We start from the raw sequence: 21,322 nt of genomic DNA on the forward strand, positions 1-21,322 counted from the left end.
GGTTACATTCCGAACCCGGAAGCTAAGCCTTACAGCGCCGATGGTACTGCAGGGGGGACCCTGTGGGAGAGTAGGACGCCGCCGAACAATCATTGAGGAAAACCCCGCACCGTATCGGTGCGGGGTTTTCTGCGTTTAGGCTCGAGACATGCGCTACGACCTCGTCATCTTCGACAACGACGGAGTACTCGTCGACAGCGAGCCGATCTCCAATCAGCTCCTCGCCGGTTATCTCACCGAGCTCGGTCACCCGACGTCGTACGAGGACTCCATCCGTGACTACATGGGCTCCGCCATGCATCGCGTGCACGATCTGGTCGAGGAGCGAACCGGGCGGCGGTTGCCGGCCGACTTCGACGATGTGTTCCACGCCCGGGTCTTCGCCGCGTTCGAGCGGGAGCTGAAGCCGGTCCTCGGCGCCCCGGACGTCCTGGAGAAGCTGGCCGCGGAGGAGGTGCCGTACTGCGTGGCGTCGTCAGGGAGCCATGAGCGGATCCGGGTGGGACATCGGACAACGGGACTCGACCGGTGGTTCGACGACGACCGGATCTTCAGCTCGCAGGACGTGGGGCGGGGCAAGCCGGCGCCCGATCTCTTCCTGTACGCGGCCGAGCGCATGGGGGTGGCGCCCGAGAGGTGCGTGGTCGTCGAGGACAGTCCGCTGGGGGTGCGGGCGGCGGTGGCGGCCGGGATGGAGGTGTACGGGTTCACGGCGATGACGCCGGCCGGGAAGCTGGGCGCGGCCACCCGACTCTTCGACGACATGCGGGAGTTGGCCTCACTGCTGGCCGCGCGGAACTGACAGCGATTCATCTTTGACCGGATCTACCCACCAGTACCCCCGGGCCCTACGCTCGCCGCCATGACCGATGTGCTGCGGCGCGGCAGGGCCTCGCTGGCGTTCAGTTTCCTCGTGCAGGGTGTCGCGTTCGCCCTGCTCGTGACCCGGATTCCGGCCATCCAGGACCGGTACGGAGTCTCCGACGCGCTGCTGCCTGTCTTCCTCGCCGCCGTACCGATCCTGGCCGGCATCGGCAGCGTGACGACGGAGCGGCTGGTGAAGCGGGTTCCGCCGAGCCGGGTGCTGCGCTGGTCGCAGCCCGTCGTGCTGCTGGCACTGCTCGGGGTGGGCGCGGGAGAGCACATGGCCGTGCTGGGGGTGGCGCTGGCCGCGTTCGGGCTGGCCGTGGGGGCACTGGACGCGTCGATGAACATGCTCGGGGTGAGTCTGCAGCGGGCGTACGGGCGCAGCATCATGCTCAGTTTTCACGCCGCGTACAGCCTGGGCGGGATCGTCGGCGCGTCGCTCGCGTGGGTGGGGGCGCACGAGGACCTGGCGCTGTGGGTGTCGTATCTGCCGGTGGTGCTGCTGCTGATGCCGGCCGCGCTGGCCGGGAGCCGGTGGTATGTCGACGGCCGTGAGGAGGTACCGGCCGGTGGCGCGGAGGGGCGGGCCGGGGGTGCCGAGGGCGGGGCCGGTGCGGCCGTCGGTCTCAGGTGGCTGTTGCCGCTGTGCCTCGTGATGACCGTGGCGTACATCGGGGACTCGACGGTGTCCAACTGGAGTGCGAAGTACCTCCAGGACGTGTTGGGCAGCTCCGAGGAGCTGGCGACCGTTCCGTACAACGTCTACATGGTCACCACGCTGCTGGGGCGGGCGCTCGGGGATGTCGGGGTGCGGCGGTTCGGGGCCGTGGCGGTGGTGCGTACGGGGGCATTGGTGGCGGCGGTGGGGTTCGCGGTGGTGGCCGGGGCTCCCGGTGCGTGGGTGGGGATGCTGGGGTTCACGCTGCTGGGGCTGGGGTTGTGCGTGCTGGTGCCGCAGACCTTCGCGGCTGCCGGACGGCGGGCCGCCGAGCGGGGCGGTCCCGGGGCCTCGGACGCGGCCATCGCGCGGCTGAACGTATTCAATTACGTGGGTTTCCTCATCGGCTCGCCTCTGGTCGGGGCGCTCGGTGATGCCTGGAGCTATCGGGGGGCGATGCTGGTGCCGATGGTGTTGGTGCTGGTGACACTCGTGTACGCCCGGTCGTTCGGAAGCGAACCGGACCGATACGGTGGCGTTCATGAGTGGCCGCACACAGCTGATGTGGGACGAGGCAGTAACGGGCTATGACTTCGGCCGGAACCATCCGATGGATCCGGTCCGGCTCGCGCTGACCCGGAGTCTGGTCAGTGCCCTCGGGCTGGACCGTGAAGTGGAGGTGGTCGCCGCGAAGGCGGCCGGGGAGTCGACGCTGCGGCTCGTCCACCGGGAGGACTACATCGAGGCGGTGCGGGCCGCGTCGGCGGACCCGTCGGCTGCGGACCAGGCGTACGGGCTCGGCACGATCGACGATCCGGCGTTCACCGGGATGCACGAGGTGTCGGCGCTGATCGCCGGGCAGTCCGTGGGCGCGGCGGAGGCCGTCTGGCGCGGGGAGGCGCCGCACGCGGTGAACTTCGCGGGCGGGCTGCATCACGCCATGCCCGGCGCCGCCTCCGGCTTCTGTGTGTACAACGACGCGGCCCTGGCCATCGCCCGGCTGCTGGAGCTGGGGGCCGAGCGGGTCGCGTACGTCGACGTGGACGTGCATCACGGGGACGGGGTGCAGGCGGCCTTCTGGGAGGACCCGCGCGTCCTGACGATCTCGCTGCACGAGCATCCCCGGACCCTCTTCCCGCAGACCGGGTGGCCGGAGGAGACGGGGGCGGACAGCGCGGAGGGCAGTGCGGTCAATGTCGCCCTGCCGGCCGGGACGGGGGACGCCGGGTGGCTGCGCGCGTTCCATTCGGTCGTACCGGAGCTGCTCGCGGACTTCCGGCCGCAGGTGCTGGTGACACAGCACGGGGCCGACACGCACTTCGAGGATCCGCTGGCGCATCTGGCGGTGTCCCTGGACGCGCAGCGGGCGGTGCAGGTGGCGTGTCACGAGCTGGCGCACGAGTACGCCGACGGGCGATGGGTGGCGCTGGGCGGCGGCGGATACGCGGTGGTGGAGGTCGTACCGCGATCCTGGACCCATCTGGTGGGCATCGCGGCCGAGCGGCCGGTGGACCCCGCGACGATGATTCCGGAGGGCTGGCGGCAGGAGGTCTACGCCCGGACCCGGCAGTCGGCGCCGCGGCGGATGTCGGACGGGCGGTGGCCGGCCACCTGGGCCGCGTGGGAGGACGGATACGACCCCGCGGACCGCTTGGACCAGGCGATCCTGGCGGCGCGGCGTGCGGTGTTCCCGCTGCGGGGACTGCTGGCGTGACGCGGGCTTCCGCGCCGGGAGCGGCCCCTCGTCCGGAGGCCGACCGCCCCCGGAGGCCGACCGCCCCCGGAGGCCGACCGCCCCCGGAGGCCGACCGCTCCTGGGAGGCTGACCCCCGGAGGATGACCGCTCCCCGAGGGCTGACCCCCGGAGGCCGACCGCCCCGGCGGGTGACCGACGCCGGGGGAACAGACCGGTCGTTCCGGAGGCTGGCCGCCGCCGGGGGAACAGACCGGTCGTTCCGGAGGCCGGCCGCCGCCGCCCCGGGAGCGGTCCGGCTGTCCCGACCGTTACGCCGACCGTGCGGTCTTCGTCGGGTTCCGGCCGCGTGCCGTGCCCGTATCGCGCAGCATCGCTTCCGTGCTGCTGACCACCGAAGGCCTTCGCGCGCATCTCCTGGCCTCCCGGCTGGCCGGAGTGGTGGGTACGACCCGGGAGGAGAGCCTGCGGAGCTATCGGCTCTTCGCGGCCCGGGATCCGCGCCTGCTGATCGGACTGGACCCCGAACGGGTATGGGGCGAACGGGATCTGATCGCGTTGATGTCGGACAGATGCGGGGGGCCGGCCGACCCGGGGCGCGTCCTGGGCCATGATGTGATCGACCCCGAACGCACCCTGTCCGCTCTGGACGCCTGTGCGCGGCGGCTGGCGCTGGCCGCACAGCGTGGTGCCCCGGTGCTTCTCGGGACCGGTCATCCGCACCGGCTGCTCGGTTTCTACGCCGCTCTGGCAGACGGTTTGTCGGCGGCGGGATGTGCTGTCCTCACCCCGGCGCAGGGTCGCCGTGTCGACATAACGACCCGGTTCGGTCTACGTACGTACCACCTCGACTACGTACGAGGGGTCGGGCTCGTCCGGAGCGCGACCTCGGAACGCCCCGGTGGTGAGCCGGGCGCACACACGCACTCCCCCCTCCCGGTTCGGACCGCGCTCGCGGGGGCGGCCGACGCCGGCGGGCCGCTTCCGGAATTGGTGATCGGCGATCACGGCTGGGTCTGCGGGGCAGGTCAACTGGGGTTCGAGGCCGTCGGGCCGGCCGATGTGAACGACCCGGCGCCGTTCGTCGGAGAGGCCGAGGGGATCGTGTCCGTGGCCGTTCCACTTGATGACGGCGTGCGATCCGATTACTACCTGCCGCTGGCCCGCTACGTACTCAATCGAGCGTGTCTGTCACAGTAGGCCGCCGATGCGTGCACCTCTTCCCCACTCGCATCACCCGCACCTACATTGGGGAGTGAGCACGCAGCGACGAAGAGTCACCGGAAGGGGAAGCCGGTGGCCGTCGAGTGCGGAAGGTTCAGGTGTGTCATGGCTGCAGCTGGCGAGAGGCCTCTGAACGAGGTTCAGTTCCTTACCGTGGCGGAAGTCGCCTCGGTGATGCGAGTGTCGAAGATGACCGTGTACCGGCTGGTGCACAGCGGTCATCTGCCCGCGATCCGTGTGGGGCGGTCCTTCCGCGTCCCGGAGCAAGCGGTTCACGAGTACCTCCGCGAGAGCTATGTGGGGGTGGAAACCGCCTGACGGCGTGCCGGGGAGGCTCGTTCAAGGCACTCATGGGCCTCCCCGGTCCACTCGATTACGACCTCAGCGCTCGGGCGGGTAGGCTAGCCCCTCGTAGGTCGTGTGGGCCCATGGCGCCCAAACACCGAGTGATGAGAAGTGAGCGAGGGTAGTCGTGGGCTCTGTTATCAAGAAGCGGCGCAAGCGGATGGCCAAGAAGAAGCACCGCAAGCTGCTCAAGCGCACGCGCGTCCAGCGTCGCAACAAGAAGTAAGCGACAGCGCGAGAGCGTGTCCAGTGGCCCTCCACCGTGATTCGGTGGGGGGCCACTGGCGTTCGGGGTCGTCGTCACTTCAAGTATCCGAGTGGTACCACAGAGCGACGGCGACCTTGTAGGTTGGCCGTCGGGAGCAGGGCGAGAGGAAGGCGCTGATCTTGGGAAAGGTCGTGCTGGTGACCGGAGTGGCCCGTCAGCTGGGGGGCCGTTTCGTCCGGCGGATCCTGCGGGATCCCGAGGTGGACCGGGTCGTCGGTGTGGACGCGGTCCCGCCCGAGCATCACCTGGGCGGCGCCGACTTCGTCCGGGCGGACATCCGTCTGCCCAGCATCGCGCGGGTGCTCGCCGAGGCGGGTGCCGACACGGTGGTGCACCTCGATGTCACGGGAACGCCCCTCGGCAGCGGCAGCCGGGCCGTGCTCAAGGAGACCAACGTCATCGGCACCATGCAGCTGCTGGGTGCCTGTCAGAAGTCCCCGAACATCAGGCGGCTGGTCGTGAAGTCCAGCACGAACGTCTACGGTTCGGCGCCCCGTGATCCGGCGGTCTGCACCGAGGCGACCCCGGCGAAGTCGCTGCCCAGCGGGGGCTTCGCGAAGGACACGGTGGAGGTCGAGGGCTATGTGCGGGGCTTCGCGCGCCGCCGCCCGGATGTCGCGGTGTGCGTGCTGAGGTTCGCCAACATCCTGGGACCGGCCGCGGACAGCCCGCTCGCCTCGTACTTCTCGCTGCCGGTGCTGCCGACCGTGTTCGGCTACGACCCCCGGCTGCAGTTCGTGCACGAGGACGATGTCGTCGAGGTGCTGCGGATCGGCTCGCACGAGCCGAGGCGGGGCACGCTCAACAGCGGCACCTTCAACATCGCCGGCGACGGAGTGCTGTTGCTCTCGCAGTGCTCGCGGCGGCTGGGCAGGCCCACCGTGCCGCTGCCGCTTCCCGCGGTCACCTGGGCGGGCTCGCTGGTGCGTACGCTGGGGATGACGGACTTCTCGCCCGAGCAGATCCGGCTGCTCACGCACGGGCGGGTGGTGGCGACGGACCAGATGCGGGAGACCCTGGGCTTCACCCCGAAGTACTCGACTGCCGAAACGTTTGCGGACTTCGCGCGCAGTCGTGGTCCCGGGCTGCTTCCGCCGGAGGCCCTCGCGGGGGCCGTCGACCGGATCGCCGCGCTGCCCCTGCCGGGCGGCGGTCACTCCCCTACGCAGAGCGCCAACTGAGGAGCGCAGCAACGATGGCGGACGCCAAGGTCATTCCGTTCGACGACGACCACCGCTCCCGTGGGGGCGGCGCGCAGCGCCCGTCGCGACGCCGAAGTGCGGGGAGCCGGCGCCCGGGCGGCGGGCGGTCCGCGGCGGTCGGGGAGGTCGGGGAGGTTCAGCCCCTGCCGGGCATGGCGTCCGTGCAGGAGAATGACCCGGTGACGGGTGAGGACGAGCAGGCCCAAGGGCCGGCGGCAGAGGGCGCCGGTGACGTCGGCGGTCACGGCGACGGCGGCCTGGAGCGGCGGATCGCGAGTGGCCTGGCCTTTCTGCGCCGCCGGCTCACCGGGGACTACGAGGTCGACGACTTCGGCTACGACGAGGAACTCACCGACCAGGTCCTGATGTCGCTCCTGCGTCCGGTGTACGAGAAGTACTTCCGGGTCGAGGTGAAGGGCATCGAGAACATCCCGTCGGAGGGCGGCGCCCTGATCGTCGCCAACCACTCCGGGACGGTGCCGGTGGACGGTCTGATGCTGCAGGTCGCCGTGCACGACCACCATCCGGCCGACCGTCATCTGCGGCTGCTCGCCGCGGACCTGGTGTTCGTGCTGCCCGTGGTCAACGAACTCGCCCGCAAGCTCGGGCACACCCTGGCCTGCGCTGAGGACGCCGAGCGGCTGCTCGCGCAGGGGGAGCTGGTGGGGGTGATGCCGGAGGGGTTCAAAGGCATCGGGAAGCCGTTCGGCGAGCGGTACAAGCTGCAACGCTTCGGGCGTGGCGGTTTTGTGTCCACCGCGCTGCGGCAGCGCGCCCCGATCATTCCGTGCTCGATCGTCGGGGCGGAGGAGATCTACCCGATGATCGGCAACGCGAAGACGCTGGCCCGGTTGCTGGGTTTTCCGTACTTTCCGCTGACGCCGACGTTTCCGTGGCTCGGGCCGCTCGGGGCCGTTCCGCTGCCGACGAAGTGGACGATCCAGTTCGGCGAGCCGATTCCGACGGACGGGTATCCCCCGGAGGCGGCCGAGGACCCGATGCTGATGTTCAACCTGACCGACCAGGTCCGGGAGCAGATCCAGCACACGCTGTACAAGCTGCTGGTGCAGCGGCGGTCGGTGTTCTTCTAGGCCAGGCGCTGGGCGACGGCGCGTCCCCGACCGCCCGTCCGTCCGACCGCTCTCGGCCACGTCCCTGGGGGCGCCCCTCGCGACGAGGGGCGCCCCTCGTCGCGAGGGGCGCCCCCAGGGCCTATTCCGCGTCCTCGGCGTCGATGCCCAGGCCCGGCAGGAGACCGGGGAGGAGAGGCGGAAGGGTGACGTCGGGATCGGGGGGCTGGGTGAGGGAGCCCGTGGGCGGCGGCGAGGTCTGGGAGCCGCTTTCCTCGGGCGGGTCGAGCAGACCGCCGGTGTTGCCACCGAGCAGGCCCTCGTCCTCACGGTCGGGGTCGGCGGTGCTGGACGGATCGGCGCCGCGGGAGCCGCTACCGCCGGAGCCGCCGTCGCCGGGGGACGGCGAAGGGCCCGTCTCGGAGGCGTCCCCCGGTGCGGAGCCGGAGTCGCTGTGCCGGGTCGCGTCGCGGGACTTGTCGCTCGGGGGCCGGGGCAGCAGGGACTGCAGCGGGGCGACGTCTTCGTCTATGGCGTCGAACACCGACGAGACCTGCTCACTGACGTCTCCCAGCTGCACCGGCAGGCGGTCGCGCAGGGTGCCCCAGGTGGCGCGGTGCGCCTGCGAGAAGGAAGAGAGCGCCTGCATGGGACCCAGGGAGTCCGGGTCCTGCTCGTACGCCTCGCGCAGCAGCCGGTGGCCCTCCGAGGCGTCGTGCCCCATGCCGGAGAGGGCGCGGCGGATCTCACTGAGCGACTCGTGGTCGAGCGGGCCGCCGCGGTCGCGCTCCATCAGCCGACGGGCTTCGCCGAGACGCGTGGAGGCGTGGTCGAGGTAGACCCGGCCGCGCTCGTCGCTGCCGTCGGTGAGGCCGAGCTGCACGTCCTCGATGCCGCGTTTGAACCCGTAGAGGGAGTCGCCCGGCAGGGCGTCGGAACTGGCGGCGGCGACTCCGCCGAGCGCGCCGGCGGCGACGCCGACGGTGAGTCCGCCCGCGGTCAGCCCCTTGGCCAGCCGCGATCGCGGTCGCAGCCTGCCCAGTGAGGCTGCCCGGTGTGCGCCCCGGGCCCGGCGCGAACGCTGTTCGGGTACGGCCTGATCCATCGCCTCGCCCGCCGCGGTGCCCTCCTGGAGCATGGCCTCGAACGCGGCCACCAACTGGGCCCGCTGGACGACCTTGACCTCGGGGTCCAGTTCCGGCTTGGGCAGCGCGCCGAGTCCGGAGGCCAGCGTGAGCAACCGCGCCCGCTCGCCCTCCCGGGCGGGCGGGGCCGGGGCCGGTCCTTCGGACTGCTGCTGGGCCGCCGTGCCCTGGGCGGACTGCTCCTCCAGGGCCTGGGCGAAGGCGTTCGCCCGCCGGTGCGCCGATACGTTCGCGATCACTGGCGGCACCTCCTCTCGTCATGACGGTCGACTCCCCAGGGGGTCCTGAGGGTTCCCCGTCTCGACCAAGGCCACACGATCGGGTGATCGAAGTCGGTCGGGGGGTGACCACAGGGAGCCTGTATCCCGCACAACGAGCGTCGCGGCACTTGGGTTACGGACACCGGATGGCCGAATGAGTAAGCCAACCGAGGTGCACGTACCGTGAGTTGGATGTCGCGGAGCGTGTCCCGGCCGGCTGATGTGTTGCGGTCGCCGGATCTGTCGCGGTCAGCGGGCATCATCCGGGAGGAGCCGGGCGAGGGTGCGGACGGCCCGGTACTGGAGGGTCTTGATGGCGCCCTCGTTCTTGCCCATCACGCGCGCGGTCTCGGCGACGGACAGGCCCTGGAGGAACCGGAGCGTGACGCATTCCCGCTGTTGGGGGTTGAGCCGTCGTACGGCATCGAGGAGAGCGGCGTTGGACAGGGACTCGAGAACGGAATCCTCTGGGGAGCGCTCGACCTCGTTGGCGTCGAGCATCTCCCCGGTGGTGACCTCGAGGCGGAAGCGGCTGGACTTGAAGTGGTCGGCGACGAGGTTGCGGGCAATGGTCACCAGCCAGGCGCCGAAGTCGCGCCCCTGCCAGGTGAAGGTGCCGATGCGGCGCAGGGCCCGCAGAAAGGTCTCGCTGGTGAGGTCCTCGGCGGTCGCCTTTCCGCCGACCCGGTAGTAGATGTACCGGTACACGGTGTCGCTGTACTGGTCGTAGAGCCGTCCGAAGGCCTCGGCCTCGCCGGCCTGGGCGCGCTCCACGAGGTCCATCATCCGGGCGCTGTCGCTGTCGGCGGCGGGGCGGCGGGTGGTGGTCGCGCGGCCCCGTCTGCCGACGGCGGCGGTGCCCATGCCCTCGGCGAGGGCATAGCACGGGCCGACGGGGGCGCCGGCGAATGCGGGGACGGTGTGCGCGGTGGGGACGACGGCGCGCAGCATGTCTCGGGCTGTCGCGACGGTTGCGCGCAGCGTAGCCAGGCCCGAGGCGTCAACCCCGACGTGTGGGTACACGGGACTCCCAGAGGCAGAGCTTTCGATCACGTGCAGTACATGCAGTGCGGGGCCCGTTCACCCGTCGTAGCGACGGGTTGGTCCCGGATTGCGTCTGAGGAGAATAACGCTTCGTGCAGGCTCTGCTACACCGAGTTGCTCAAATCATCGATTACGTCGCTTCCGTAACCGATTGACGTTCGTTCAAGTGTGAGGTGGTGACCGGTTCTCGATCGGAAAGCTTCGTATTCGGGTGGGGGTGGGGCGAGTTGTGGCCGTGTGCAGCCAACGTGACTGGACAGGGGGGTTGCGGGGTACGGCAGTTGGATTGGGCGTGTTTGTGGGTGGGGTAGGGGGTTTGGTCGGGATCGGTCAGGCGTGAGACGTGTACGGGGGTGAGGCGCGCGGGGTTGACCGGGGGGCGGGGTTTGGGTCGGGCGGGGGTGTTGCGCGGCCCGGCGCCTGCGGGGTGCCGCCCGCGCCCACCCTCCCCCACTCTCGGCTTCGCTCGAGCGGGGGGACCCCCATCGCCCCAGCGGCACGACTGCCCGCGGCTGGGCGCGGCTGTGCGGGGTTGACCGGGGGGCGGTGTCGAAGCTGGGCGGGGGTGTTGCGCGGCCCGGCGCTTGCGGGGTGCCTCCCCCACTCTCGGCTCCGCTCGAGCGGGAGGTGCCCCCACCGCCCACCCTCCCCCACTCTCGGCTTCGCTCGAGCGGGGGGACCCCCATCGCCGTGGGGGTACCTCCCAGGCCCTTAAGGCACTGGGGGAGGCACGACTGCCCGCGGCTGTTGGGCGGCTGGGAGGTGGGTGCGTTGGTTCGGTGGTGCGGGGGGTCAGCGGCGTTTGCGGTGGAGGGCGATGGCCGCTGCTGTGCCGCCGGCCACCGCGCCGACGCCCGCTGCCGCGGGGATGCCGACCTTGGCCGCCTTGCGGCCGGTGCGGTAGTCGCGCAGGCGCCAGTCCATGTGGCGGGCGTGCTTGCGGAGCTTGGAGTCCGGGTTGATCGCGTAGGGGTGGCCCACCAGCGACAGCATCGGGATGTCGTTGTGCGAGTCGCTGTACGCGGCGCAGCGGCCCAGGTCCAGTGCCTCCGCCAGCGCCAGCGCGCGTACCGCCTCCGCCTTCGCCGGACCGTGCAGCGGTTCGCCGACCAGTTTGCCCGTGTATACGCCGTCGACGGATTCGGCGACCGTCCCCAGCGCGCCGGTCAGCCCCAGCCGGCGCGCGATCACCTGGGCGATCTCCACGGGCGCCGCCGTGACCAGCCACACCCGCTGCCCCGCGTCGAGGTGGGCCTGGGCCAGCGCCCGGGTGCCCGGCCAGATCCGCTCGGCCATGTACTCGTCGTAGATCTCCTCGCCGATGGACTGCAGCTCGGCGACGCGGTGTCCCTGGACGATGGAGAGGGCGGAGTCGCGGGCCTCCTGCATGTGCTCGGGGTCCTCGACCCCGGCCAGCCGGAACCACGCCTGCTGCCAGGCGAACCGCGCGAGTTCGCGTTTCTCGAAGAACTTCCGCTTGTACAGCCCGCGCCCGAAGTGGAACAGGGCCGCGCCCTGCATCACCGTGTTGTCCAGGTCGAAGAACGCCGCGGCCCGTTCGTCGCCGGGTACCGGGAACTCCGGTTCGCGTTCGAGAACGTCCTGGGTGGACTTGCGTGCTGCCTCCGCCGAGGCCTCGCCTGCCAACACGCTCCGCGCCGTGGCGGAGCGCCTACGGGGAGTGAGCCATCCGAGAGCGGCCATGGCGTGAGCATAGCGATTCGGTCCCGGTGTTCCGGAGCCGCGAGGGTCGAACGTCATGAACTCTCCGGGTCCGTGTCGTGAAGACGCGGGCGACAATGGCCCGTATGAGCCCTCTCTTCCGCCGCAACACCCCGGCCGTCCCGCGGGACCGGCTCGTCACCCTCGTCGGCAAGCCCGGCTGCCATCTGTGTGATGACGCACAGGTGGTGGTGGAGAAGGTGTGCGGGGAGCTCGGCGTGCCGTGGGAGCTGAAGGACATCACCGAGGACCGGGAACTGCACGACACATACTGGGAGCAGATCCCCGTCGTCCTCGTCGACGGTGCTCAGCACACCTTCTGGCGGGTGAACGAGGACCGGCTCCGCAAGGCCCTCAGTGACTGACCGGCCAGTCCAATCTGGCGGAAAGTAGCTTAGGATCGATGGTGACTTGGTCTCGGGGGCGGGATTCGCAGAGGAGGGTGTGCGATTTTGCCCCCGGAAGTAAGGGAAGACCGGCTCTTGCACGCCGGTTCCGTACGAATGTGCCGGGCTTGCGTGACCCCGGTCACGTTGGCCGGGCAAATCGGACACCATCTTTGTGCACGCGTTCACAAAGACATAGCCTGCATGCGACGGGGCGGTCCGGGGACGTATGACCTGACGTATGACCGCCTGAAGCCCCGCTCTACCCGCAGGAGCACCGTGGCAACTGGCCGAACTCACCGACCGGCGACCCGTAGCCGAGGGATTCCCGAGGCCACCGTCGCCAGGCTTCCGCTGTACCTCCGCGCGCTCACCGCGCTCTCCGAGCGCTCGGTACCCACGGTCTCCTCGGAGGAGCTGGCGGCCGCCGCGGGGGTCAACTCCGCGAAGCTGCGCAAGGACTTCTCCTACCTGGGCTCGTACGGGACCAGGGGCGTCGGTTACGACGTCGAGTATCTCGTCTACCAGATCTCCCGTGAACTCGGCCTGACCCAGGACTGGCCGGTCGTGATCGTAGGAATCGGTAACCTCGGCGCCGCGCTCGCCAACTACGGCGGCTTCGCCTCCCGCGGTTTCCGGGTCGCCGCGCTGATCGACGCCGACCCGGCGATGGCCGGGAAGCCCGTCGCCGGCATCCCGGTGCAGCACAGCGACGAACTCGAGTCGATCATCCAGGACAACGGTGTGTCGATCGGCGTGATCGCGACTCCCGCCGGTGCCGCACAGCCGGTCTGCGACCGCCTCGTGGCTGCCGGGGTCACCTCCATCCTGAACTTCGCGCCGACCGTGCTGTCCGTGCCGGACGGCGTCGACGTGCGCAAGGTGGATCTCTCCATCGAGCTGCAGATCCTCGCCTTCCACGAGCAGCGCAAGGCCGGTGAGGAGGCCGCGGCAGCCGGGACCGCCGCCGCTCCCGCCCCCGCGCGCAAGGACTCCGCCACCGATCAGGGGCCCGACGGGGACGTGCCCGCCGTGATGCCGGCATGAGTCTCCTCGTCGTCGGACTGAGTCACCGCAGCGCTCCGGTCAGCGTGCTGGAGCGGGCCTCGCTGGGCGTGGACGCGCAGACCAAGCTGCTGCAGGACACGGTCGCCACGGAGCCCGCCACCGAGGGTGCGGTCCTGGCCACCTGCAACCGCATCGAGCTGTACGCCGACGTGGACAAGTTCCACGCCGGTGTCGCCGAGCTCTCCACGCTGCTCGCCCAGCACAGCGGGGTCGGCCTGGAGGAGCTCACTCCCTATCTTTATGTGCACTACGAGGACCGGGCCGTCCACCACCTGTTCTCGGTGGCCTGCGGGCTGGACTCGATGGTCGTGGGCGAGGGGCAGATCCTCGGCCAGATCAAGGACTCGCTCGCCCGGGCGCAGGAGATGCACACCGCCGGACGGCTGCTGAACGACCTGTTCCAGCAGGCGCTGCGGGTCGGCAAGCGCGCCCACTCCGAGACCGGCATCGACCGCGCCGGGCAGTCCCTGGTCACCTTCGGCCTGGAGCAGCTCGCCCTCGCGGCGCCCGTCGAGACCTGGGCCCGCGCCAAGAAGGCCCTGGTCCTGGGCGCCGGTTCGATGTCCTCGCTGGCCGCGGCCACGCTCGCGCGGGCCGGTGTCGCCGAGATCGTGATCGCCAACCGCACGCCCGAGCGCGCCGAGCGGCTCGCCCAGATCCTGACCGAGGGCGACGACACGGACGTGCTGGCCCGCGCGGTACCGATGACCTCGGTGCCGTCCGAGCTGACACGTGCAGACGTCGTCGTCTCCTGCACCGGCGCGACGGGACTGGTCCTCACGGCCGACGCACTCGCGGCGGGTGTCGAGAGCCGTGCCGGCGATCCCGGGCAGCGGGTCGTCGTCGACCTCGACGACCTGGGTGGACTCGACGACGAGGCGGCGCGGGCGTCCCTGCCGCCCACCTCCGTCGGCACCGACGAGGGCTGCCCGCTCGACCTGTCCGCCGTGCCTCCCGGCTTCTCCGTCATGGGCGAGGCGGCCGTCGCCGGCATGGACGCGGCGACGCTGGAGCAGCACGCCGCGTGGGCGACGGGTACGACCGTCGACCGCCGCCCGGCCGGCCGCGGTGGCCCCGAGGCCGACGCCGACCTGATCGGCGCGCTGGCCGCGACCGCGTCCACGGCCGGCCGGATCCCGGAGCGCCGTCGCCCGGAGCCGGTGGCCGAGCCGCCGCGCCCGGAGCCGGTGCTGTTCCTCCTGGACCTCGCGATGCCGCGCGACATCGACGCGGCCGCGCACCGGCTGGCCGGGGTGCGACTGGTCGATATCGAATCGCTTGCGGAAGCCTCCGCGGACGCTCCGATGGCTGCCGATGTGGACCAGGTCCGGCGTATCGTCTCCGACGAGGTCGCCGCGTTCGGGGCGGCACAGCGGGCGGCGCACATCACGCCGACCGTTGTCGCCCTGCGCACCATGGCGGCCGATGTGGTGGCCGGGGAGATCGCCCGTCTCGAGGGGCGGCTGCCCGGCCTGGACGACAAGCATCGCGCGGAGATCACGCAGACCGTGCGGCGTGTGGTCGACAAGCTGCTGCACGCGCCGACCGTGCGCGTCAAGCAGCTCGCGGCCGAGCCCGGCGGCGCCGGGTACGCCGACGCGCTGCGCACCCTGTTCGACCTCGACTCCGAGACGGTGGCCTCCGTCTCCCGCGCCGAGGAAAGCACCGAGAAGCAGAACGCAAGGAACCGAGGGCCGGGATGACTGAGAAGGCACTGAGGCTGGGGACCAGGCGCAGCAAGCTCGCCATGGCCCAGTCCGGGCAGGTGGCGGATGCCGTGAGCCAGGTGACCGGACGGCCCGTCGAGCTCGTCGAGATCACCACGTACGGCGATGTCTCGCGCGAGCACCTCGCGCAGATCGGCGGCACGGGTGTGTTCGTTGCCGCGCTGCGGGAGGCGCTGGTGCGCGGCGAGGTGGACTTCGCGGTGCACTCGCTGAAGGACCTGCCGACCACGCAGCCCGACGAACTGGTCGTGGCGGCCATCCCGGTGCGCGAGGACCCGCGCGACGTGATGATCACGCGTGACGCGCTGAAGCTCACCGACCTGCCGCGCGGTGCCCGCATCGGTACCGGTTCGCCGCGCCGCATGGCGCAGCTGAACGCGTACGCGCGCGGCCACGGCATGGACTTCGAGACCGTCCCGATCCGGGGCAACGTCGACACCCGTATCGGGTACGTCCGTAAGGGCGAACTGGATGCCGTGGTGCTGGCCGCCGCCGGGCTGAACCGGATCGGCCGCAGCGACGAGGTGACCGACTTCCTGTCGGTCGACACGGTTCTGCCCGCCCCCGGCCAGGGGGCCCTGGCGGTCGAGACCACCGCGGACAACGCGGAACTCATCGCCGCGCTCGCCGAGCTCGACGACCCGTTCACCCGGGCCGCCGTGACGGCCGAGCGTTCCCTGCTCGCAGCCCTGGAGGCCGGCTGCAGCGCACCTGTGGGCGCGCTCGCCGACCTTCCCCCACTCTCGGCTCCGCTCGAGCGGGGGGACCCCCAGGCCGACGGGCAGACTGTCAAGGAAATGCGCCTGCGCGGTGTCGTCGGTTCGACCGACGGTGCCACGCTGGTGCAGCTGTCCACCACCGGTCCCGTGCCCGAGACGCACGAGGCGGCGATGGCGCTCGGTCGCGAACTCGCCACCGAGATGCTCGCGCAGGGCGCGGCCGGTCTGATGGGGGAGCGAGCACAGTGAGCCCCACCACCCTTCCCGCCCCTCCCGAACACGGGCACGTCACCTTCCTCGGTGCCGGACCCGGGGATCCGGGACTACTGACCCTGCGCGCCGTGGAGGCGCTGGCGAACGCGGACGTCCTCGTCGCGGAGGACGACGTCCTCGACGTCGTACGCCGGCACGCCAGGCAGGGCGTCGCCGAGGTGCCCACGGAGGCCGACCGGTCGGTCCCGGGCACGGGTACGCCCCAACTGACGGTCGTTGACGGCGCGTCAACTCCCGCCGGTGTCCCCGCGATGAGGGATGCCGCACATCTTGTCATGGAGGCCGCGCGGGGCGGCAGGCGGGTCGTGCGTGCGGTGTCCGGTGATCCCGGGCTCGACGCGTATGCCGCCGAGGAGATGCTGGCGTGCGCCACGGCCGGGGTGCCGTTCGAGGTCGTCCCCGGTATCGCGACCGCGGTCGGCGTGCCCGCGTACGCCGGAGTGCCGCTGCGCGACGCCCAGGGCACGGACGTGCGGTTCGTCGACGCGCGGACGGCGTCCGAGCGGTGCTGGACGGAGGTCGGGGCGTCGGACGGCACGGTGGTCGTGGCCGCCACGCTGGACACCGTCGCGGCCACGGCGGGCGAACTGGTGTCCGCCGGACGTAAGCCCGATACACCGATGACGGTGACGGTCGGCGGTACGACGACCCGGCAGCGCACCTGGACGGCGACGCTCGGCACCATCGCGCAGACGCTGAAGCAGGCGAAGGTACTGCCCTCCCCGGAGGCGGGCCGGCCGGTGATAGCCGTGGTCGGTGAGCGTTCCGCCCCCGCCCAGCGCGACCGGCTGGCGTGGTTCGAGTCCAAGCCGCTGTTCGGCTGGAAGGTGCTTGTCCCGCGTACGAAGGAGCAGGCGGCGTCGCTCTCCGACCAGCTGCGCTCGTACGGCGCCGTGCCGAGCGAGGTGCCGACCATCGCGGTGGAGCCCCCGCGCACCCCGCAGCAGATGGAACGCGCGGTCAAGGGCCTGGTGACGGGCCGCTACGAGTGGATCGCGTTCACCTCGGTCAACGCGGTGAAGGCGGTCCGGGAGAAGTTCGAGGAGTACGGCCTCGACGCGCGTGCCTTCGCTGGGATCAAGGTCGCCGCGGTGGGCGATCAGACCGCCCAGGCCCTGATCGACTTCGGCGTGCGTCCGGACCTGGTGCCGAGCGGCGAGCAGTCGGCCCGCGGTCTGGTCGAGGACTGGCCGCCCTACGACCCGGTCTTCGACCCGATCGACCGTGTCTTCCTGCCGCGTGCCGACATCGCCACGGAGACCCTGGTCGCCGGGCTGATCGAGCTGGGCTGGGAGGTCGACGACGTGACCGCCTACCGCACGGTCCGCGCGTCGCCGCCTCCGGTGGAGACCCGTGAGGCGATCAAGGGCGGCGGCTTCGACGCGGTGCTGTTCACGTCGTCGTCGACGGTCCGGAACCTGGTCGGTATCGCGGGCAAGCCGCACAACGTGACGGTGATCGCGTGTATCGGCCCGGCGACCGCGAAGACGGCGGAGGAGCACGGCCTGCGGGTGGACGTGATGGCCCCCGAGCCGTCGGTCCACAAGCTGGCGGAGGCCCTGGCCGACTTCGGCACGCGCCGCCGCGCGGCGGCCCTCGACGCCGGCGACCCGGTGACGAGGCCGAGCGAACGCCGCCCGGGGGCGCGCAGACGCCGGTCGACGACGTGAGGATCCCGGCCGGGGATCCGAGGTGAGGCGCCCCTTCGGGGGCGCCTCACCTCGTGGTAGGTCGGGGTGCCCGCGTTCAACGCAGGTCCCGCTGCACCCGGCCCGTCCTCCGGCCCGACGGCGGGCTCGACCGGCTCCGCGCGGGGACTCGGGACGGCCCCAGTGCTGGGGCAGGGATACGCCCGCTGCTGACCACGATGAACCTGTCGCTGTGACAGCCCACCCCGGAGCCCAGGCTTACGGAATTCCGCTGGGCGGCCCCGTCGGCGGCCGGTACGGTGCGATGCAGAGCCCAAAGGGGGTGAGCTGGTGCGCCGCCCAGTGCTGTTGGTGGATGTGGACGGACCGCTGAATCCGTATGCCGCCAAGCCACACCGGCGGCCGGAGGGATATGAGACGCACCGGTTACTGACGCCTCGGTGGCAAGCCGCCGAGCGGCGTCGGCTGACTGAGTGGGGGCTGCCCAACAGGCCCGTGAAGCCGTTGCGGGTGTGGCTCAACCCGAACCACGGCCCAGCGCTGCACGCACTTCCCTTCGACCTGGTGTGGGCGACGACATGGGAGGAAGAAGCGAATGCCTTCGTCGCGCCGATCCTGGGGTTGGCCGAGCTGCCCTACATTTCCTGGCCGTCGCCGCGGGCCGAGCTTGAGGACGGCGTGTTCTGGAAGACGCCTGAGATCGTCGCGTGGGCGAAAGGCCGTGCGTTCGCATGGGTCGACGACGAGATCACAGAGACGGATCGCACCTGGGTGAAGGACCACCACGCCGGTCCCGCCCTACTGCACCGGATCGACCCCCGATGCGGCCTTGCCGACGACGACTTCGCCGCGCTGGCGGCATGGGCAACCGGCCTGGCCTGACTCCGCAACTGGTCGTCAAACGGCTGCGATGCCGTCCTGTGTGATTGTTGTGGGAGAAGCTCAGCACGACGAAAGCGTGAACACTTCTCGCTGAAGTGCTCACGCTTCCGGGAGGCGTCGCGTGGGTGACTGGTCCACTCGGGCGCGTCAGCGCCGAGAGACGTACGGCAGGAAGGTCGCCCAGGTGGTGGGGGTGAGGGCGAGGCGGTGGCCGTTCGGGTTCTTGGAGTCGCGGACGAGGATGTGGGCAGGGGCGGTGGCCACCTCGACGCAGTCGGGGCCCTCGTCCGTGCTGTAGCTGCTCTTTATCCAAGCGAAGTTGGCTTCGGCGTAGGGCTTGAGGGTCATGTCTCTCCAAGCACCCGGGACGGGGCGGTCGGCGGGGCGGAGCCGGGTGAGTCCGGGTACGGTCTGCTCCTGGTCGGGGAGTTGGCCGATCGCTGGGGCGTGCGGACAGGTCCGGTGCCGTGCAAGACCGTGTGGGCGGAGCTGGACCTCGGCCGGTGACCGGTCCCCCCTCGGCTACGAGGGCTGAGGGCGCGCTCCACCACGCGCCGGACGGCGTCCGGGCCGTTCAGCCGCCCTGGCCCGCGCTGCCGATCGGGCCGACCTTCACCGGGGTGCCGGAGCCGTCCGTGACGGGGAGGGAGTCGGCGCCGGGCCAGTCGAGGGTGACGGGCTTGGTCTCGTCCGGCGGGGTGACGACCAGGCCCGTGATGCGGACGCCGGAGCCGCCGGAGTCGTTGACCGGGTGGACGACGGCGAAGGACACCTTCTCGCCGTCCTTCAGGACGACCGAGGGGGCCGCCTCGCCGGTGCGCTCGGCGGAGAGCGAGCCCGCGCTGGTCTTCAGGTCGACGCCCGCGTAGCCCGAGATCGCGCAGTCCCGGCCGCCGCCGTTGGTGAACGTCACCGCGACGGTGCCGTCGGTGTCGCCGTCGATGGTGGCGTTCGTCGCCGTGACGTCCAGTTCGTCGGTGCGGCACTTGTCGGTCTTGCCGTCCTCGTTGTTCCCGGTTCCGGCGACCGTGCCGCCCTCCTGGCCCTGCCCCTGCTCCTGACCCTGTTCCTGGCCCGCGTCGCCGTTCGTGGTGGGGGCCGAGGTGGCCGGCTTGGGGTCCGCGGCGATGTCGGCGCCGTTCTCGCAGGCGGTGAGCGAGAGGCCCGCGACGACGGCCAGGGCGGCGATGGTGAGCTTGGTGACGCGCATGGTGTCTTCCTCGGTGTCCGTGGGAGTGTGTGTGACGGTCCGTCAGTGCGGCCGTCGCACCCCACAAGAGCTGTTCCGCCCGCTCGCCGTTTCGCTCGACGGCACGCCCGGACACGCCTGTTACAGACGGAGGCATGCGCGGTGACATCCGTGCCGCGCCCGGCACGCACGCCGGTGCGCCGAGGCCGGGCAGGGCGGGCTCCGGTGGGTCGGCCGACGGGGCTGCGCCGAGCGCCTCCCCGCAGGGCGGGACCGGATCGTCCTCGCCCTGCGGGAGTTGGAGGCGCACGGGTACTCGCACGGGGGTACGCATGTGTCGTTCACCCGCTGAGGGGAGGGGCCGCGGCCTGCGCCCCGTGACGGCGGGGGCGGGCCGTAGTCGACGATCACGATGTCGTTGGGGCCTGGAGGGTCCTTGCTCGGCGCAGTTCGTCGGTCTCGTCGCGGACCGCGTCCAGCCGGACTTCGAGCATGGCGACCCGCTCGCGGTAACGCTCCAGTTCGGCCCTGACGAACTCGGCGTCCGCCACCTGGCGGGCGGTCTCCTCCCGGATCGTGGCCGTCTCCTGCGCGAACTTCTCCCCCGCGCTGTCCAGTGCGCTGACCGCCATGTCCGCCGCCTCCTCGGCGAGCGCGGCGCGCTCCTCGGCTGCCAGGATGCGCTGGGCGGCGGCACGGGTGACGGTCTCGATCCGGGACTCGGCTGCCGCGGAGTCGGTGATGATGGCCAACTCCTCCAGATAGGCGGGGAGATCGGTGGCGAGCTGCTTGATGAGGGTGACGAGGTCGTCGCGTGACTGGGTGGCACGGTCACCGTCGGTTGCGGGTGCAGCCATCATGGCCGCCGCCAGGTCGCGGATGCCGGCCTCCATCGGTGTCTGTTCGGCCACTGCGGTGACGGGCGCGGATGCCGGCTCGTCGAGCGTGGTTTCGGTGGGCGACGTGGGCCGGGCGGTCGCGGTCCGGCCTGCCTTCGCTTCCTTCCTTGCCTCGGTCGCCGCGCGCTTGTCCTCCTTGCGCTGCTGCCGCCTGGCGCGGAACTTGCGGAACGCGCCGAGCGCGTGGTGGTCCGGGTGGGCGCAGAAGCGGGGTGCGTGCTGCTGCGCGCCCGGGGTGGGGGGTTCGGCCGGCTGGGTGCAGTCCGGGTAAGCGCAGGTGGGAGCTGTTTCGACGGTCATTTCTTGCCTCTCGCGATCGGCTGGCTCTTGCCCCCTCAGTGCCGCTGGGCCGCCGAACGTTACAACCCCGTTCAGAGAATCCGTTTCGCCGGTGGTGCCTGTAACGCTCGCCGCCCTTTCCCTCTCTGAGTGCCGTGTGGTCCTCACGTCGGGCCGCCGGGCCGGTACGCACTCACGACAGAAAGGGAGACCCCTCATGCGCCGCAGCAAGCGTCCCTTCCTCCTGCTCACCGCCGCCGTGGTTCTGGCCGTCACGGCCGTCGGGCTCTATCTCTTCCAGCCGTGGCGGCTGTTCACCACGGAGCGGGTGGTAGAGGAGGCGCCGCCCGCGGCCGTCGCCCAGCAGGACGCCACTGGTTCAGGCCCGGTGACCGGAACGTTCGTCTCGCATGCGCACACAACCGAGGGGTCGGTGGAGATCTACCGCGTCGTCGGTGGGAAGACGGTGCTGTGCCTGACGGACCTGCGCACCGCCGACGGGCCGGCCCTGCGGGTCTGGCTGAGCGACCAGCCCGTCCACCGAGACGGCGGTGGCAACCTCGACGACGGCGAACACCTCGACCTCGGCCGGCTGAAGGGCAACGAGGGCAACCAGAACTATCCGGTCCCGGCCGGCACCGACCTGCGGAAGTTCTCCACCGTCACGATCTGGTGCGAACGCTTCAGCGTCTCCTTCGGGGCCGCCGAACTGAACGGGGCGGCCTGACGCTCATGGCTGCCGGACAGGCTGTA

Annotated in this window: 21 protein-coding genes and 1 rRNA gene; 16 read left to right on the forward strand and 6 right to left on the reverse strand. The window is 71.2% G+C overall.

The features are described from left to right. From rrf to ACIF9R_RS28905, 9 genes are all read left to right on the forward strand, one after another. Window positions 1–87 (forward strand): 5S ribosomal RNA (rrf, locus tag ACIF9R_RS28865); the annotation flags it as partial. Between the two features lie 61 nt (window positions 88–148). After that, window positions 149–802 carry an HAD family hydrolase gene (locus ACIF9R_RS28870; protein ID WP_399985316.1) on the forward strand — a complete coding sequence of 218 codons (654 nt, stop codon included), beginning with the start codon at window positions 149–151 and terminating at the stop codon, window positions 800–802. A gap of 60 nt (window positions 803–862) precedes the next feature. Next, window positions 863–2,116, forward strand: coding sequence for an MFS transporter (locus ACIF9R_RS28875; RefSeq protein ID WP_399985317.1), 1,254 nt, complete (start codon window positions 863–865; stop codon window positions 2,114–2,116). Continuing rightward, window positions 2,067–3,239 carry an acetoin utilization protein AcuC gene (locus ACIF9R_RS28880; RefSeq protein WP_399985318.1) on the forward strand — a complete coding sequence of 391 codons (1,173 nt, stop codon included), beginning with the start codon at window positions 2,067–2,069 and terminating at the stop codon, window positions 3,237–3,239. Before ACIF9R_RS28875 ends, ACIF9R_RS28880 begins: the two co-directional genes overlap by 50 nt. 363 nt (window positions 3,240–3,602) lie before the next feature. Continuing rightward, complete coding sequence (locus ACIF9R_RS28885; RefSeq protein WP_399985416.1) at window positions 3,603–4,418, forward strand: phosphatase; 816 nt, start codon at window positions 3,603–3,605, stop codon at window positions 4,416–4,418. Window positions 4,419–4,547: 129 nt separating this feature from the next. Next, window positions 4,548–4,760: a helix-turn-helix domain-containing protein gene (locus ACIF9R_RS28890; protein ID WP_004984898.1), complete on the forward strand. Its 213-nt coding sequence runs from the start codon at window positions 4,548–4,550 to the stop codon at window positions 4,758–4,760. A 154-nt stretch (window positions 4,761–4,914) separates the two neighbouring features. Then, window positions 4,915–5,013 (forward strand): 30S ribosomal protein bS22, encoded by a 99-nt coding sequence (locus ACIF9R_RS28895; RefSeq protein ID WP_003948845.1) that lies wholly within the window; start codon window positions 4,915–4,917, stop codon window positions 5,011–5,013. A gap of 161 nt (window positions 5,014–5,174) precedes the next feature. Next, the gene (locus tag ACIF9R_RS28900) at window positions 5,175–6,236 is read left to right on the forward strand and encodes an NAD-dependent epimerase/dehydratase family protein (RefSeq protein ID WP_399985319.1); all 1,062 of its coding nucleotides are present in this window, start codon (window positions 5,175–5,177) and stop codon (window positions 6,234–6,236) included. A 14-nt stretch (window positions 6,237–6,250) separates the two neighbouring features. Next, window positions 6,251–7,348 carry a lysophospholipid acyltransferase family protein gene (locus ACIF9R_RS28905; RefSeq protein WP_399985320.1) on the forward strand — a complete coding sequence of 366 codons (1,098 nt, stop codon included), beginning with the start codon at window positions 6,251–6,253 and terminating at the stop codon, window positions 7,346–7,348. A 121-nt stretch (window positions 7,349–7,469) separates the two neighbouring features. Here ACIF9R_RS28905 and ACIF9R_RS28910 read toward each other — a convergent pair whose 3' ends face one another. From ACIF9R_RS28910 to ACIF9R_RS28920, 3 genes are all read right to left on the reverse strand, one after another. Further along, window positions 7,470–8,711 (reverse strand): DUF5667 domain-containing protein, encoded by a 1,242-nt coding sequence (locus tag ACIF9R_RS28910; RefSeq protein ID WP_399985321.1) that lies wholly within the window; start codon window positions 8,709–8,711, stop codon window positions 7,470–7,472. A 270-nt stretch (window positions 8,712–8,981) separates the two neighbouring features. Continuing rightward, window positions 8,982–9,755, reverse strand: a complete 774-nt coding sequence (locus ACIF9R_RS28915; RefSeq protein ID WP_399985322.1) for an ECF subfamily RNA polymerase sigma factor, BldN family — start codon at window positions 9,753–9,755, stop codon at window positions 8,982–8,984. A gap of 813 nt (window positions 9,756–10,568) precedes the next feature. After that, a complete protein-coding gene (locus tag ACIF9R_RS28920) occupies window positions 10,569–11,480 on the reverse strand; it encodes an HAD family hydrolase (RefSeq protein ID WP_399985323.1) in 912 nt (303 codons plus the stop codon). Between the two features lie 104 nt (window positions 11,481–11,584). Here ACIF9R_RS28920 and ACIF9R_RS28925 point away from each other — a divergent pair, with 104 nt between their 5' ends. The 6 genes from ACIF9R_RS28925 (at window position 11,585) to ACIF9R_RS28950 (ending at window position 18,202) form a co-directional block, all read left to right on the forward strand. Beyond that, complete coding sequence (locus tag ACIF9R_RS28925; RefSeq protein ID WP_399985324.1) at window positions 11,585–11,863, forward strand: glutaredoxin family protein; 279 nt, start codon at window positions 11,585–11,587, stop codon at window positions 11,861–11,863. A gap of 300 nt (window positions 11,864–12,163) precedes the next feature. Continuing rightward, window positions 12,164–12,931 (forward strand): redox-sensing transcriptional repressor Rex, encoded by a 768-nt coding sequence (locus tag ACIF9R_RS28930; protein WP_399985325.1) that lies wholly within the window; start codon window positions 12,164–12,166, stop codon window positions 12,929–12,931. Beyond that, window positions 12,928–14,655: a glutamyl-tRNA reductase gene (locus ACIF9R_RS28935; protein ID WP_399985326.1), complete on the forward strand. Its 1,728-nt coding sequence runs from the start codon at window positions 12,928–12,930 to the stop codon at window positions 14,653–14,655. The genes ACIF9R_RS28930 and ACIF9R_RS28935 overlap by 4 nt, the downstream gene beginning before the upstream one ends. Continuing rightward, a complete protein-coding gene (gene hemC, locus ACIF9R_RS28940) occupies window positions 14,652–15,647 on the forward strand; it encodes a hydroxymethylbilane synthase (RefSeq protein WP_399985327.1) in 996 nt (331 codons plus the stop codon). Before ACIF9R_RS28935 ends, hemC begins: the two co-directional genes overlap by 4 nt. Next, window positions 15,644–17,341, forward strand: a complete 1,698-nt coding sequence (locus ACIF9R_RS28945; protein ID WP_399985328.1) for a uroporphyrinogen-III synthase — start codon at window positions 15,644–15,646, stop codon at window positions 17,339–17,341. Before hemC ends, ACIF9R_RS28945 begins: the two co-directional genes overlap by 4 nt. A 309-nt stretch (window positions 17,342–17,650) precedes the next feature. Further along, a complete protein-coding gene (locus ACIF9R_RS28950; protein WP_399985329.1) occupies window positions 17,651–18,202 on the forward strand; it encodes a hypothetical protein in 552 nt (183 codons plus the stop codon). 147 nt (window positions 18,203–18,349) lie between these two features. Here ACIF9R_RS28950 and ACIF9R_RS28955 read toward each other — a convergent pair whose 3' ends face one another. The 3 genes from ACIF9R_RS28955 to ACIF9R_RS28965 form a co-directional block, all read right to left on the reverse strand. Further along, window positions 18,350–18,550, reverse strand: coding sequence for a DUF397 domain-containing protein (locus tag ACIF9R_RS28955; RefSeq protein ID WP_399985330.1), 201 nt, complete (start codon window positions 18,548–18,550; stop codon window positions 18,350–18,352). 226 nt (window positions 18,551–18,776) lie between these two features. Further along, window positions 18,777–19,412 (reverse strand): DUF4232 domain-containing protein, encoded by a 636-nt coding sequence (locus ACIF9R_RS28960; RefSeq protein ID WP_399985331.1) that lies wholly within the window; start codon window positions 19,410–19,412, stop codon window positions 18,777–18,779. Between the two features lie 386 nt (window positions 19,413–19,798). Next, the gene (locus ACIF9R_RS28965) at window positions 19,799–20,590 is read right to left on the reverse strand and encodes a hypothetical protein (RefSeq protein ID WP_399985332.1); all 792 of its coding nucleotides are present in this window, start codon (window positions 20,588–20,590) and stop codon (window positions 19,799–19,801) included. A gap of 196 nt (window positions 20,591–20,786) precedes the next feature. On the opposite strand from ACIF9R_RS28965, the gene ACIF9R_RS28970 reads away from it, so the two are divergent. Further along, window positions 20,787–21,296 (forward strand): DM13 domain-containing protein, encoded by a 510-nt coding sequence (locus ACIF9R_RS28970; RefSeq protein ID WP_399985333.1) that lies wholly within the window; start codon window positions 20,787–20,789, stop codon window positions 21,294–21,296. The last annotated feature ends 26 nt before the right edge of the window (window positions 21,297–21,322 follow it).

The organism is Streptomyces sp. NPDC086080 (genome assembly GCF_044540255.1).
Taxonomy (GTDB): Bacteria; Actinomycetota; Actinomycetes; order Streptomycetales; family Streptomycetaceae; genus Streptomyces.